Origin of the sequence: Variovorax gracilis, assembly GCF_030317115.1 — a bacterium.
GTDB lineage: Bacteria > Pseudomonadota > Gammaproteobacteria > Burkholderiales > Burkholderiaceae_C > Variovorax > Variovorax gracilis.
This window is the reverse complement of record NZ_JASZYF010000065.1, coordinates 1-13,614: the sequence shown is the minus strand read 5'-3', so window position 1 is coordinate 13,614 and position 13,614 is coordinate 1. Positions and strand designations below refer to the sequence as shown.

Below are 13,614 nucleotides of genomic sequence, written 5' to 3'. Positions count from 1 at the left end.
ATGACAGGTCATGCCGTTTGCCCCAAATCGACAAGCTCACGCAGATGTCGGCATTGGGCAGCACGAAGGAGCAGTTCCGCTCTGCCCTCCCCTTCGGCTGCTCTCGCTGCAGAACGGCATTCCCCTGGTCTGCCTTTCGACGGCAAATCCGGGCCCGGTGCCGTCGTTGAACCTCGTCCAAAGGGATGTCCGCAATGTGCCAATTCTGTTGAAAAACTCGATAGTCGGGAGGGCGAAAACTGGTTGAGCAGGCTACTCGCGCGTCGCAGTGTCAACGTGGCATCGGTCGCACTAGCGAACAAGAACGCCAGGATCGTGTGGGCGCTGCTGGCCAAGAACCGCGAGTTTCGATCCGACCGCACGACCGAAACCGCAGCCTCATAGTCGGATCAGCGATGAATTGAGGACGACGAACAGCGAGGAGATCAAACCACCGATTGCTCAGGCGATCATCAAGTGATGGCAAAACAGGTCAGACCGTGGTTGGCAAAGCCCGATGTATACGAAGCACACAAAGTGCGTCATAGCCGATAGGGGCGCCAACCAGCACATCCCATCAGGGACAGCGGCTGCGAGGTCGCGCCAAAGTCCGAATGTACGGGTGCAATCATTTCCTTTGAGCCATCACGATGAGAACTTGGCAAACCGGGGGCGTCCATGTACGTATACATGCATGCAGACCGTTCACGTCACCATCGAAAAGAGCTTGCAAAAGGCGCCGGGTCCATACATGCACGAAAAGTACGACAACCCCGAACTGGACGCCTTTTTCCAACACTGCAATACTCTGGCCAAGTAGTCTTCGCCGAATGGGTGGACGAGTATGCCAAGAGCGCGAAGTCATCGCGGCGGCATTGCCGAAGAGCTTGGTTACGCCCACCGCCAAGTACGATTCCGGTTCCGACGCGCCTTTTCCGACAACCGATGACAGCCAGGACGCCGCCCCTCATGAGCACCCGCGAACCCTGCGCCACTGCCCGCAGCCGCAAGGCCGCCGCAGGCGCTGCTGTCGGCATCGCCTTGTGCGCTGTCGCTGTCGGTTGCACGGGCCGGGACGATCGATATACGCTGTACCGTGACAGCGTGGTAGACCCCACCCAGCGCGTCCATGTCGCGACCTTTGACGCCGCCGACGGCGATGCATACAACCGCGACAACTGCGAAGCGGCACGGGCGGTGTTTCAGGCCTACCCTGGTATCAGAACCAAGTTCTGGTGCGAGAAAGGGCCCTTCAAGAAATGGCCACGCGGCGCTAAGGACCGGGGCGCCCAGCTTGGGTTCAAGGAGGTGTCGCAACACGAGTTGCTTGAGCGTTGGATAGTGGGGCATTTAGCGCCTCGGCAGGCGTTTTCCACCCCAGTGTCTTGCGAGGCGTTCCATTGAGGGTGGCTGCCACTGCATCGAGATCACGCTCGCGATACCTGCTCATTCACTGCCCTTCGGTAAGTACTGCCGCCGCAGCAATCCGTTCGTTCCTCGTTGATGCCGCGCTGCCAGGGGCTTCTTGGATCGCAGAAGTAGATGGCCAGCCCTGTCTCGATTCGCAGTTGCTCATGCTGAGCCATCTCCGCACCTAGGGACGCGCTGATCTATGAGCCGCATTTGCACGCTGAGATCGGTGCGCATGGCGTGACGACTCCGACGCGCTTTATGGCGGCCCAAGGGCCCCTGTCGCAACGTCTGGAGTCTCTTCGAGGCTGATTTGCTGTTGTCCACCCCTTCGGTCGTCCCATCGAACACCTCCGTGATTGAGGTGTTGCGACGACCGCTTGAATCCGTCCAGACCCAGACGAGCGCTGCGGAGGAACGCGGACCCCCTCGCCCGCCATCGTGGCGGATGGCGGTCCGGCGTATGAGTCCTACCGTGCAAATCGAGCGCGCACAGAGCCTCTGAAACTGGACTGCTAATTCCGTATGTCCCTGGTCCGGGCCCAGCTCAAGGACGCACTACGAGCCGCAAAGCTCTGTCATTTGATGACGGGGCATGCCGTGAGCCTCGAGGCTGGCGGCCACCAAGTGCCAGCCCCCAGTGCGCATTATCGCGCGCCTGGGCGGTGCCTCAGTCTGCGGGCGGACGATCAGCTCGTTATCGATGTAGCCGGGCTGGAGCGCGAGAGTGCTGGAAGGAATCTGCGACACGTCCAGGATGCCTTCGCTGCGCTAGGAGGGGCTGCAGCGTCTTCCAGGCCCTTCATGCGTTCGGTGGCCGGCGCGATGAAGGCGCCGTCGCCTTCGTATGGCATCTAGTTCTGCTGGATGAATTCGCGAACATTGACGCGGGTCTACCAGGCGCCGGGGGTGAAGCCCAGCCATGCGACGTCCCAACGCTCTTTCGCGAAGTCCGGATTGACGGCCATGTCCATGTAAGTCTCCTCGGTTGTCGGGCCTGGAAATTCCTTGGCGACCGAGCACTTGTAAGTCGCAGGGTTGCCGAAGAAGGGCAGATTAGTGTGCGCCTTGCAAGGAGGTGCCGATTGACAATCCTCAATTCGCTGCGTGGCCGCCGCGGATAGGCGTCAGCGCCCCATACGGCTGTCGCAGCCGCGCGAGATGCGATTGCTAAGCGGATCGCGCGGGCTAATGGCGGCGAACTGCACGCCCTACTTCGCCCCGGCCCTTTCGGCCAGCGTCCTGACCATCTGCTGCAAGATCGCCATCAACGCGGCGCCGGTCAAGCCGAACATCAGCACGCCATTGGCTGCCTCGAGTGGGCCCAGCAACTTCCAGCGTTTCGTCATCACCACATCGCCGTAGCCCAGCGAACTGAAGTTCACTGCGGAGTGGTAGACGGCCTCGTACAACTCGCTGAACTCGCCGAGCATGATGAACAGCAACCCCCAGATCATGATCTGGAGGAAGTTGCCCAGGATCAGCACGATCATTACCACCAGGAGCGAGCGGATCTGGACGAAGGGCCCCGGAATGAGAGCGTCGCGGTGCGGTCGGGAGTAGTAGCGAATGCTCCAGAACGTGAAGGCCGCCTGCAGCGCCAGGCAAAGGAGGATGATCGGCAGGCCGATCGCCAGATTGGTCAGCATGGTGCGATTCCTCCGCTCAGCCGTGCCTGAAGAACAGCGCTCGGGATCTGGCGGCTCGCCAGTGTTCCAGCGCCCAGACCGTCACCCACGCGTAGAGCGCAACGGCGACGAACAGAGCCACGCGCATGGCCGACGCCTTGAGCACATCTGTGCCGCCGGCACTGTCCTCGATGGCCGGTCCCAGCAGGAGCAGCATGGTCACCAGAGACTGGACCCAGAAGGATGGCGGAAACGCGCCAGTCCGGACCCGGAACAGCCGCGTCCCTGCCCACAGCGCGGCCGCGGCCATCCACAGCATCAACATCCACAGGTTGGGTCGAAGGGAAAGGCCAAACCAGAGGCAGCCGGCGATTGCCGCGCCCATCAACGTGGACCCCACAAGCTCCCGCCCGGCGGAACGGATGCTGGTGGAACCGGCCTGCTGGCCCAGCGCCACGGATTTCATGATGGCTGCGACATAGAAGGAGGGATTGATCAGCGCCAGCACGAAGACCGGCACGACGACCACGATGGCGCGCAAGGCGATCCAACTCGCCGACTCGCGGCTGGGGACCTCCACCGCAGCTCCTTTGCCCATGGTTGGGGGGAGATCGGGAAAGAGCGCGTGCGATGCACCGCTGACCAACACGCCGATGCAAAGGCCCACCGCGAGGGTCACGCCGATCTGGAAGGCCAGGGCCTGCTCCACCGCTCCGACCACCGGAATCAGGGTGCCCGCCATCACCAGGATCGTCGTCAACGGATTCGCCTTGCGCGCGCCCAAATAGAACACCGCATAGAGCAACGCCGCGGTCAGCATGACGCCGGCCAGCGCGTAGTTTTGCAGGATCGGGACCGACAGCACACCGGCCGCCATCAACGCGGCAACGACGAGGGCGAAGACGATGCCCTTGAAGAGCGGGATTGGGGGACCCGGCTTGCACAGAATCAGCACGGCCACCACGCAGACTGCGTAGGGCGCCTTCAACGCCAGGCCATAGGCGACCAACACCGCGAGAACGAGGCCGAAGGCCAGCCGCAGCACGGCTTTGTCCGCCCGGCCCATCCGGTGTCGCTCAGTAAACATAGGACAGGAAGCTCATCATGTGGATGAAGGCCGTCCCCAGCCAGTTCATCAGCCCGTGCTCGCCCGTGTAGACCAGCACTTCGGCCTGACCGCCGACCCGCAGGGCACGCAGCTGGTCGCGCTCGGACGGGTCGAACTCGATGGCCACCGGAAAGCGCTGCGCCTGCCGCAGCCAGTCGCGGCTGTTGTCGATGGTAGGCAGCACCCCGGCCTGCACCGGCTGCCCGCTGGCAACGCCGCTGCCGACGCTGCGCACCTTGCCCTTGAGCACCTTCCCTGGCATCACGTCGAGCACGATCGCCACCTCGTCGCCGGGCTCGATGTTGCCGAGGTTGTTCTCGGTCATGTCCGCGCTGATCCAGAGGTCGTGAACGGTGACCAGCGTCATTACCGGCGCGCCGGCCTGCACAAACTGCCCGACGTCGGTGCGCAGGTCAGTCACAAGGCCGCCAGCGGGTGCGCTGACGGTCGTGCGCTGCACGTCCAGCTCGGCTTTTTCGATGGCCGTGCGAGCACTGACCAATTGCGCGTTCTTGTCGCCACTCTCGCCCGCGCCTTCCAGGGCACGGATCAGGTCTGCTTTCGCGGCCTGCTCCTGGCTGAGCGCCTTCACCCGGCTGGCCTGCGCGCTCTGGACCCGGCGAAGGGAAATCGCGCCGGGGTCCTCCGCGAAGATCTGCTCCAACCGCGCTGCATCCTGCTGCGCGTAGAGGTGGTTGGCCGCAGCCGCCCGCAGCCCGGCCTGGGCCGCATCCACTGAAGCAACCGACGCATTGATCGAGCGTCGGACCGACTCGTAGTCGGAGCGGCTGCGTTGCAGTGCGATCCGGTACTGCGTCGGGTCGATCTCAAAAAGGTGCTGTCCTGGTTGCACCCTGTCGTTGTTCTTGACGTGCACCTTCAGCAGCCGACCCGACACCTCCGCCGCCACTGGCACCACGAAGGCCTGGACCCGGGCCTGCGAGGTATAGGGTGTCAGGCGATCCGACACGAAATACCAGGCCAGGCTGGTGACGATAAGCACCAGCACGACGATCGCCCCGACGCGGGCGCCCTTGCCGGACTCGGGCGGCGGCGCGGTGGGCTGCGTGGTTTCTTCGCTCATGGTCTTGTCCCCTCCGGAGTGGGCAGCGCATCGGCGCCCGGCGGCGGCAGCGGGTCTGCCAGCATCCCCTTCCAGTCCGTGCGCCGGCCCATGGTCTCCTGCGTCGCATCGTCGAGCACGGGACGGCTGCGGGCCCCCTCCCAACCGCCACCCATGGCCTTATAGACGGCGACCAGGCTCTGCGACTGGCTCCCGCGGCTGGCGACGAGCTGATCCTGCTCGCTGAAGAGCGTGCGCTGCGAGTCGAGCACGCGTTGGAAGTCGACCAGTCCCTCGTTGTACTGCCTATCGGCGATTTCCAGCGAACGCTTCGCTGCCTTCACCGCGTCCGCCAGCAGTGTGATCTGCTCTCCAGTCTTGGCAAAGGCAACCGACGCATCATCGATCTCGCGGGCGGCCCGTAGCACCGTATCCTGGTACTGCTCATAGAACTGTTGGAACCTCGCGTCCTGCAGCAGCACGGTGTTGGTCAGCCGTCCATGGTCGAACACATTCCAGACCAGTCGGGGCCCGACGGCGCCGCTGAGAATCCGCGGCGACCCGTCGACCGACGTGGCCGAAAGACCCACCGTCCCCAGCAGCGAGATGGAGGGATAGAGGTCCGCCACGCTCACGCCGATCAGGGCGGACTGCGCAGCCAACTGCATTTCCGCGGCCCGAACGTCTGGACGGCGTCGCAGCAGTTCGGCCGGCATGTCGACAATGACGTCCAGCCCGGCCTGCGGGATTCGTTCCTTCCCTTCCTCCATCTCGGGCAGGGGGCCCGGGGGCCGGGCCAGCAGGATGCTCAAGGCGTTTTGCGTCTGGCGCAGCGCGATCTCCAGTTGCGGCACGGTCGCAAGGGTGCCCAGGTATTGCGCCCTGGCCTGCTGGACGTCCAGTTCGGACTCGTTGCCGCTTCTGAAATGCAGCTCGGTAATCCGAAGGCTGCGCCTTTGGAGTTCTGCATTTTCGCGAGCGATCCGCAGCCGGAGCTCCAGCGTTCGGATCGAGCAGTAAAAGCCCGCGACCTGGGCCGCCATCAGCACCTGGATGTCGTCGTACTGGGCGATGCTGGCGAGATAAGCGGCATCCGCCGACTCGATGCTGCGCCTGAACTTTCCCCAGAAGTCGATTTCCCAACTCACGCTCACCCCGGCACTGGCAGTCAGCGCGCTGGTGTCGCGCCCGCCGCCTGAACGCTGCTCGCCGACGCCGAGCACTTCGCCGGTCGCCTGCTGTACCTGCGGATAACGCGTGCTGTCGGCAATGCCCAGTTGCGCCCGCGCCTCCATGATGCGCATGCCGGCGATTCGCACGCTTGGATTGACGCGCTGCGCCTCTGCGACGAACTGGTCGAGCACAGGATCGTTGAAGTTGCGCCACCATTCCTGCATCAAGCCGTTGCGAGGACGCCGCGGATCTGACGCGATGACTTCGAGCGAACCGCCAGTCCAGCCGGACAGCCAGGGAACGCGGGGCCGTTCGAAATCGGGGCCCACCGTGGTGCAGCCTCCAAGCATCGCGGTAGCGGCGGCCAAGGCCATCGCTCGCACCCTCGACTTCTTCGAAGGCATCGCGCGCATCCACTCAGGAGATGTTCGGCAACTCTTCGCTCTCTATCTCCACGACGTCCGGATCGGTGTTCACCCAGCGCATGAGGATCTGATAGCCCAAGCTCAGTGCGGTGGCACCCACGAACATGCCCAGGATGCCGGCGCCGGCCAGACCGCCCAGGGCGCCGATCAGGACGATTGGCATGGGGGCATCCACGCCCCGGCCCAGCAAGAGCGGCTTCAGGACGTTGTCGAGCATGCCGGAGACCAGCAGCAACGCGCTATGGACAACGGCAGGCACCGTCTCGTAGTTCCCGCTCAGCCAGATGTAGGCGATGACCGGCAACGTGACCAGCAGCGCCGGCACCTGCGCGATGCCCAGCACCAGCACGACGATCGCCAGCACGCCGGCAAAGGGAATGCCGGCGACGATCAGGACGATGCCGACGACCATGGCCTGGATGAAGGCCACGCCGACCACGCCCAGGGCCACCGCGCGAATGGTTTGGGTCGCCAGCTCGGCGAACTCGATGCCCCGTCGGGTGCCGGCGATGCGTCCGAGGATCGACCTCGAGGCATTGGAGCCCGACTCTCCAAAGGCCATAATGATGCCGGCGATGATGAAGGAGAACACGAAAAGCAGCACCGATCCCGCCATGCTGGCCACCATCTCCAGCGCCTTGGCGGCCAGTTCTCCAAGCTGCGGCTGCAGCTTCTTCAGCACGGATGGCAAGTCCTTGTGGGCCGACGACCAGGCGTTGTTCACTTTCATGCCGACGACGGGCCATTCCTTCACGCTCGCCGGCGGCGGCGGAACCTGCAAATCGTCGGCGCGCAGTTTGACGATGGTCTCGTGGACCGAATCGCCCAGCGAGCCCAGCACCACGGCTGTGGGCGCTACGATCAGCGTGAGGCCGGCCAGCACCAGCAAGGTGGCCGCCAATCCCTGTCTCCCACCCAACCGGCCGGCCAGCGCCTGATGGCCCGGGTACATCGTCACCGCCAGGATCAGCGCCCACGCCATCATCGAGATGAAGGGCGAGAAGATTCGAAAACACAGCAGGGTCAGGGCCAGTACCAGCCCGGCCCGGATGAACACATCCATGAGCTTCCTAGACATCCGTGTTTCGCGTATGAGATCAGGCTTGGAGAGAGTTGTCATGGCTCGATCCATCGAAAGTAGACGATGTAGGAATTTTCCTGCGTCGCTTCTTCTTTGACTTGACAACTCTCAATACTGCTGCATTCATCCCTGATCGGCTGCGCAGTTCCCGGCGATGTGGGCAGGCCGATCGAGAAACGTTGCGCCCGTTCAGGGCAGGCCGCGTTGATCTATCAACTGGAGACGACTCGTTCTTCGACCCGGATCAGGAAATGGGCGACCATCACGTCCCCATTGGCCATCGCGGTCGCGTGCATCCGGAACCAGCGCTGCTCCTCTTGTGAATGACACGGATAGTCGCACGCGAAAGCCACTCTCCCCTCGTACAGCACTTCTTCGATACCGCGCAGAACCTTCAGCGCGGATTCGTCGTCGACCGAACTGCGTCGGCAGACTTCCAAGTAGTTCGCACCCGGGCCAATGGATGCAGCGCCCGGATTCCCATTGCGATCGGCGAACTGTGTCCACGCCCGGTTGACGAATCGAATCGTGCCGTGGCGGTCCACGACCGCCACGATCCCTGCAATGGCGTCGATCACATCCTGCAGCGTCTGATCGGTAGCGCGGCTCAGGAGTCGAGGCAGGGCACGGCCGTCGTCCAGCACGCCGTACGTCGAACCCGCGCTAGAGCGGTCAGTTGCCGCGGTTGATCCGAACGGAGAGCCGAACGCCAATGACGCCCCGGTCAGTGGAATCACGACCTCCAGGACGGTGCCCTGTGCGGGCGTGCCGTCGATATGCATGAGCCCGCCGTGAGCCCGAACTCGCTCCTGCATACCCAGGATGCCGAATGACTCGGACTTGCGCCTGTCCGCGGGTACCATGCCCCGGCCGTTGTCCCTCACGCGAAGCGCGATTGAATTCTCCCCGGCCTTCGCCAGCTGGATGTGCACTTCGCTTGCACGGGAATGCTTGTTCGCGTTGTTCAGCGCCTCCTGGGCGACTCGATACAGGCAGATGGCGACCGCCGGGGCATCCAGCAACTCACCGGCCACCTTATCGACAGCGTCGATCTCGCACGCGATGCCGGACTGCTGGCTAAACTTGCTTGCCATCGCCTCGAGCGCCGGGAACAGGCCGAGGTCTTCCAGCATCGGCGGGCGCAGGTCGTTCACGATGCGGCGTGTCGACAAAATGGCCCGCTCGGCCAGCCGATCGACGCCCGCGACCAGCGCCGGCAGTCCCGATGCATGGGCGCCGAAGCGATCGGTGATGACTTGCAAGTCCATGCGGATCGCGGCCAGGGTCTGCTGCAGATCGTCGTGCAGCTCACGCGCAATGCGCTTGCGCTCTTCTTCCTGAACCTGGTCTCGCGAGGCGATGAGTTGTTGCAGCGCGAAATGCGAAGACTCCAAGTCGAGTTGCACTTCCCGGGCCGTCGTGACGTCACGCGCCGTCATGATCGCGCCTGCGACCGTTCCGTCTTCCGAAGGAATGGGCGCGAAGCTGTAGCTCCCCACCCACTCGGTCCCGGTGTCCTTTCGCCGCAGCCGGTACTCGACGTTAGTCCCCGTCTCGCCGCGCAGAGCGCGTGAGAGCGGCCATTCCTCAAGGGGCGCGGGATCGGCCTTCGATATGGCCATCTCCAGAATGCCCGGGTAGTCAGCGAGCGATCCGCCGCAGTCGGACTTGTCCGCAAAGCGGTGGAAGGACGCGAATGCATCGTTGAACTCGACGAGTCGGCCGTCGACGTCCGCAATGCAGACCGCGTCGCTCATGCTCGAAAGCGCCGCGTGGAGTTTCGACGCACTGGCGCGAAGCGCCTGCTCGGCCAGCTTGCGCTCGCTCATGTCGCGCCGCAGCCGCGGCTTGCTCAGGTCCCGCGCGTCGAGCATCCAGTTGAGCTGCCGCGCGACCGATCTGATTTCGGGCGGGCCTGAGAGTCCGGAGCGAATGGTGTCCTTGCCGGTTGCCATCTGGGCAGCCGTCCCCTGGAGATGGGCGAAAGGACGAGCGATGGCTGAACTCAGGCGCCACGCCAGGCCCAGCGCAAGAAGACAAAGTGCCAGGCCGAACCCGATCGCTCGCCGGAGCGCAGCATGGTAGTCCGCAAAGACCTCGGCCTCAGGCAGGCTCGCGGCCACCCGCCAGTCGACATCCGAAAGTGTCAGGAATGCTGTCAGCCGCGGCACGCCATCTCTCCCCTTCGCGGTGAGGAGGCCTTCTCGCTGGCCTTTTGCGGGCTCCGGCTCGCCCGCAGCGGGCCGCGCGCCGATAAAGGTCTCGGGGTCTGACGATCGCAGGAGAACGGTCCCGGTCCGATCGATGACGGTGACGACGGCGTCCTCGGGGATCGAGGTCAGCAACTGCTGGTTCAGTACCAGCAAGTCGACGGTCATCACCAGCAGTGCGGTCTGTCTTCCGGCCTCGTCGCGGATGGGATAGCTGAGCGCTACGATCTTGAGGCCGGAGCGGGCGTCGTCGACCAAATTGCCCATCTCGAATCCGGCGATGCGAACGGCGGCCACCGACCCGGCTGCATCCGCGACCGCCGACGACGACACCGGCGCCCGCCCGTAGCGGCAGATGATCTCTCCCCGGTTGTCGCGCAGCGCGTAGCCGAGAATCGCCGGAGTGAGCCGCACGTACTCGGCGACCAGCGGATCGCAGTGCGCCGGATCGAGCGTCCTGACCAGCGGACGTGCGGACGCGCGCGCCAGAACCGACTCGAACTGGTCCAAGGTGCGCTGGACAGTCGCCGCCGTCCCGGTCGCAAGCATCCTGACCTTTTCGTGTGCCGCATCGCGAGACCGGCGCACGTCGTTTGCGAGAACCCACGCCAGGAGCGCCGCAACGGCAAGCATGACCCCGACCATCGACAGGATGATTCGACTGCGGATCGACAGGCTCTGAAGCCACAACACCATGGAACTCGGCCTTCACGGAAACCGTTGCAGGCCAAAGGATGCATCAGAACAGCGATTTTTCTTCGAATTCATTGAGAAGACGCATCTCGCGCATCCCCAATCGGGGGGAACATGTCCTGCATATCCTTAGAGAAAGGTACGAGGTGCAAGGTGAGAGTGCTCATGGTCGACGACTCCGCGGCGATCCGGCAAAGCTTCGGCGCGCTGTTGGCTACTGCGCCGGGAGTCGATGTCGTTGCCTATGCAGACGACGTGGCTTCGGCGATCGCATCGATCAGATCGCACCTTCCGGACATGGTCGTGCTCGACGCCAGACTGCGCGGGCGTGACCAGGGAATCGACGTTTTGCACTACGTCACGCAGCACCATCCTGGCATCAAGGTGATCGTGTTCTCCCAGTTCAATTGGGCCTCCATGCGCAAACGCCATATGGATGCCGGCGCCCTCGCCTACTTCGACAAGGGGACCGAGTTCCAGCAAGCGCGAGACTGCATTGCGGACCTTTCAAATGCTCAATCCGCGCGGGCGTTCGGACCCAAGCGCTGAGCCCCGCCCCGTTCAATCAGGCGACCAGCGCCAGCCTGTCCCTTGCGCGCGGCGCGCACGGAACAGCGCGGAAAGTCCGCCTTGGTGCGCGTGCGCGCGCCTTGCGCATACTGCCGCAATGCGTCCAGATCGAGGATCTCGACCTTGCGCTGCTCCACCTCGATCAGCCGCGCCTCGGCCAGCGCGGCAAACGAACGGCTGATGGTTTCGTGGGCCACGCCGAGGTAGCTTCCGATGTCGCGACGGGTCATCTGCAGGCGCAGGCATCGCACGGCCTGTTCGGATGTCGACATGCGTTGGGCCAGATGCAATAGGAACCTGGCCAGCCGCACTTCTGCTGCGACGGCAGCCATCATGTCGGACAGCCGGATCAGGTCGATCATCGAATGGGTCACCGCACGCATGACGCCGCGGTCGAACGCCGGCAGCAATTGCGCGAGAGCGTAGAAGTTGGAGAGCGACAGGGCAAGCACGCTGGCATCCTCCTGCGCCACCGTCGCCATCAGGTGGTGGTCGCCGGACAGGGCGTCGATTCCCAGCAGGTCGCCCCGGCGCGCAAAGGCGTACACCTGTTCGTAGCCGTCCTCGGCGGTGCGAAAAACCTTGAAGGTGCCTGTGCGGACGATGCAGATGGAAGTGGTCGGCGCCCCTTCCAAGAACAGCATTTCGCCGTGCTGGAGTCGCCGGACGGTCGGCTGGACCAGCGGCATCAGCGGGGCATCGCCGACCGGAACGGCGATGAGGTCGAACATCTCGTGGAGGCAGGTCCATTCGCGACGGTCAACGACGGCGGTGCGCATCCTGCCGCTGGCAGGCAAGCGAATCGACGTCTCATGCGGTGCGAGCGTGTTCATGAGAAATCCTCTCCGGGGGAGCGTAGCGAACATGGGCATGCAAGGGCCCGACGGAGATTGCGCGGAAGCCTGCCGCTTGAACATCGGCCCGACGCTCTCTTGCGCCGCAGATTGCTCCTGGAGGGTTAGGACTTTTCCTAACGCCGAAGCGGAGGTATTCCGAATGTCGCGGCAGGCCGACGCCCTTGCGAAGACGCGCGTTTGGGGTCAAAGTGAGTCTAGGGAGCAAGCACGAGCCGGCCAGCGATTCGCTTTCGGCCCCCGGGGGATGCCTTGACAGCCTCGACCCAGTTCACGCCGGCGCTACGAGTGCTACTGGTCGACGACCACACAATCGTACGGGAAGGCCTGAAGCGTGTGCTCAATCCGGCCAGCAACCGCTGGGCCCTGACCGAAGCCGTCACGGGCTATGAGGCACTTGAGCTTCTTGGTGAACATGAGTTCGACCTCGCCCTCGTCGACCTGTCGATGCCGGGAATGACCGGGCTCGACCTGGTGCGCCGCATCAGGACCGAGTTCCCCGGCGTTCGTGTGCTGGTCCTGAGCATGCATGCGGAAGAGCAATACGCCATGCGGGCCTTCAAGGCGGGTGCCAACGGCTATGTCACCAAGGACGTCGCAGCCATCGAACTTGTGAGCGCGGTGCGCAGGGTGGCGGCGGGCGGTGCCTATGTCACCGAAAGTCTCGCCGAGCGGGTGGTGCTGCAACTCAACGGCATGTCAGACGCGCCTCGCCACTTGCTGCTGACGGATCGTGAGTTAGATGTATTGCGGCGGGTCGCGGCCGGACAACGACTCACAGAGATCGGCGATGCGCTTCACTTGTCGGTAAAGACGGTGAGCACGCACAAGACCCGAATCCAGGAAAAGCTGCAGGTGTCGAGCACGGCCGAACTGATTCGATATGCGCTCGAAAACCGGATCGAGGATCCGTTCTAGCAGACATAGCGCCTGGAATGCCTGATCCCACGATGGACTACCCCCGGGAAGGGAAGTCCATATGCACGGCTTGATGGCAGCCGCCAGCCGCAAGCACGCGTTTCGCCCGACGCTGTTCCAAAGTCTCGCGGACCGGTACCATGGCATGACTTGTGTTCGACGTTGTCGCACTGCCAAGCGATGAATCGTCTCTTGTACGGCCCGGTCTAGTGCGATTTGACATGGAGCCCGTCGGGTCATTGGCCTGCCGTTAGGAGATGCTCGATGAGGACATATGTTGCCCTGACGTTGCCTCTGGCCGCATTGATGACCTTCGGTACAGCCTCCGCCCAATCCGCCGTCACGCTTTTCGGGATCGTGGATACCGGCGTCAGCGGCTACTGGAACCAAACCCAGGGCCCGTTCGGCACGAGCTTCACGACCAGCCAGACCCTGATGACCAATTCCGCCTACAACTCCAGCCGGCTCGGCTTCAAGGGTACGGAAGACCTCGGCGGTGGCT

11 protein-coding genes and 2 pseudogenes are annotated in these 13,614 nt (G+C 63.8%); 5 read left to right on the top strand and 8 right to left on the bottom strand.

Features of this window, described 5'->3' with window-relative positions; translation table 11 throughout:
* Positions 1 to 210: 210 nt before the first annotated feature.
* Together QTH97_RS36285 and QTH97_RS36280 are read left to right on the top strand one after the other, a co-directional pair.
* Positions 211 to 384: pseudogene (locus tag QTH97_RS36285) on the top strand (IS110 family transposase); the annotation flags it as partial.
* Positions 385 to 948: 564 nt separating this feature from the next.
* On the top strand, positions 949 to 1,383 hold the full coding sequence (locus QTH97_RS36280; protein ID WP_286573585.1) for a hypothetical protein: 435 nt from the start codon (positions 949 to 951) through the stop codon (positions 1,381 to 1,383).
* Here the strand turns inward: QTH97_RS36280 and QTH97_RS36275 are convergent.
* The 7 genes and pseudogenes from QTH97_RS36275 to QTH97_RS36245 form a co-directional block, all read right to left on the bottom strand.
* Positions 1,280 to 1,574, bottom strand: a pseudogene (locus QTH97_RS36275) (IS30 family transposase); the annotation flags it as partial. The gene QTH97_RS36280 and the pseudogene QTH97_RS36275 sit on opposite strands and share 104 nt — an antisense overlap.
* A 1,026-nt stretch (positions 1,575 to 2,600) precedes the next feature.
* Positions 2,601 to 3,038: an ion channel gene (locus tag QTH97_RS36270; RefSeq protein WP_286573584.1), complete on the bottom strand. Its 438-nt coding sequence runs from the start codon at positions 3,036 to 3,038 to the stop codon at positions 2,601 to 2,603.
* A gap of 16 nt (positions 3,039 to 3,054) precedes the next feature.
* A complete protein-coding gene (locus QTH97_RS36265) occupies positions 3,055 to 4,104 on the bottom strand; it encodes a DUF2955 domain-containing protein (RefSeq protein ID WP_286573583.1) in 1,050 nt (349 codons plus the stop codon).
* Positions 4,094 to 5,209, bottom strand: coding sequence for an HlyD family secretion protein (locus tag QTH97_RS36260; protein ID WP_286573581.1), 1,116 nt, complete (start codon positions 5,207 to 5,209; stop codon positions 4,094 to 4,096). Before QTH97_RS36260 ends, QTH97_RS36265 begins: the two co-directional genes overlap by 11 nt.
* The gene (locus QTH97_RS36255; RefSeq protein ID WP_353655704.1) at positions 5,206 to 6,711 is read right to left on the bottom strand and encodes an efflux transporter outer membrane subunit; all 1,506 of its coding nucleotides are present in this window, start codon (positions 6,709 to 6,711) and stop codon (positions 5,206 to 5,208) included. Before QTH97_RS36255 ends, QTH97_RS36260 begins: the two co-directional genes overlap by 4 nt.
* 67 nt (positions 6,712 to 6,778) lie before the next feature.
* Positions 6,779 to 7,849, bottom strand: coding sequence for an AI-2E family transporter (locus QTH97_RS36250; protein ID WP_286573578.1), 1,071 nt, complete (start codon positions 7,847 to 7,849; stop codon positions 6,779 to 6,781).
* Positions 7,850 to 8,079: 230 nt separating this feature from the next.
* Positions 8,080 to 10,773, bottom strand: a complete 2,694-nt coding sequence (locus tag QTH97_RS36245) for a PAS domain-containing protein (protein WP_286573577.1) — start codon at positions 10,771 to 10,773, stop codon at positions 8,080 to 8,082.
* A 162-nt stretch (positions 10,774 to 10,935) separates the two neighbouring features.
* Between QTH97_RS36245 and QTH97_RS36240 the strand changes: the two genes are divergently transcribed.
* The gene (locus QTH97_RS36240; protein ID WP_286573576.1) at positions 10,936 to 11,319 is read left to right on the top strand and encodes a response regulator; all 384 of its coding nucleotides are present in this window, start codon (positions 10,936 to 10,938) and stop codon (positions 11,317 to 11,319) included.
* Here QTH97_RS36240 and QTH97_RS36235 read toward each other — a convergent pair.
* Positions 11,286 to 12,173 carry a Crp/Fnr family transcriptional regulator gene (locus QTH97_RS36235; protein WP_286573575.1) on the bottom strand — a complete coding sequence of 296 codons (888 nt, stop codon included), beginning with the start codon at positions 12,171 to 12,173 and terminating at the stop codon, positions 11,286 to 11,288. The genes QTH97_RS36240 and QTH97_RS36235 overlap by 34 nt on opposite strands.
* 309 nt (positions 12,174 to 12,482) lie before the next feature.
* On the opposite strand from QTH97_RS36235, the gene QTH97_RS36230 reads away from it, so the two are divergent.
* Positions 12,483 to 13,112, top strand: coding sequence for a response regulator (locus QTH97_RS36230; RefSeq protein WP_286573573.1), 630 nt, complete (start codon positions 12,483 to 12,485; stop codon positions 13,110 to 13,112).
* Positions 13,113 to 13,376: 264 nt separating this feature from the next.
* A partial coding sequence (locus QTH97_RS36225; RefSeq protein WP_286573572.1) for a porin occupies positions 13,377 to 13,614 on the top strand: 238 nt, incomplete at its 3' end.

Bases quoted from the DNA above. Each gene is read 5' to 3' on its own strand.
- QTH97_RS36265 (WP_286573583.1), bottom strand. From the start codon at position 4,104: ATGTTTACTGAGCGACACCGGATGGGCCGGGCGGACAAAGCCGTGCTG.
- QTH97_RS36250 (WP_286573578.1), bottom strand. From the start codon at position 7,849: ATGGATGTGTTCATCCGGGCCGGGCTGGTACTGGCCCTGACCCTGCTG.
- QTH97_RS36280 (WP_286573585.1), top strand. From the start codon at position 949: ATGAGCACCCGCGAACCCTGCGCCACTGCCCGCAGCCGCAAGGCCGCC.
- QTH97_RS36240 (WP_286573576.1), top strand. From the start codon at position 10,936: ATGGTCGACGACTCCGCGGCGATCCGGCAAAGCTTCGGCGCGCTGTTG.
- QTH97_RS36235 (WP_286573575.1), bottom strand. From the start codon at position 12,173: ATGAACACGCTCGCACCGCATGAGACGTCGATTCGCTTGCCTGCCAGC.
- QTH97_RS36255 (WP_353655704.1), bottom strand. From the start codon at position 6,711: ATGCTTGGAGGCTGCACCACGGTGGGCCCCGATTTCGAACGGCCCCGC.
- QTH97_RS36245 (WP_286573577.1), bottom strand. From the start codon at position 10,773: ATGGTGTTGTGGCTTCAGAGCCTGTCGATCCGCAGTCGAATCATCCTG.
- QTH97_RS36260 (WP_286573581.1), bottom strand. From the start codon at position 5,209: ATGAGCGAAGAAACCACGCAGCCCACCGCGCCGCCGCCCGAGTCCGGC.
- QTH97_RS36270 (WP_286573584.1), bottom strand. From the start codon at position 3,038: ATGCTGACCAATCTGGCGATCGGCCTGCCGATCATCCTCCTTTGCCTG.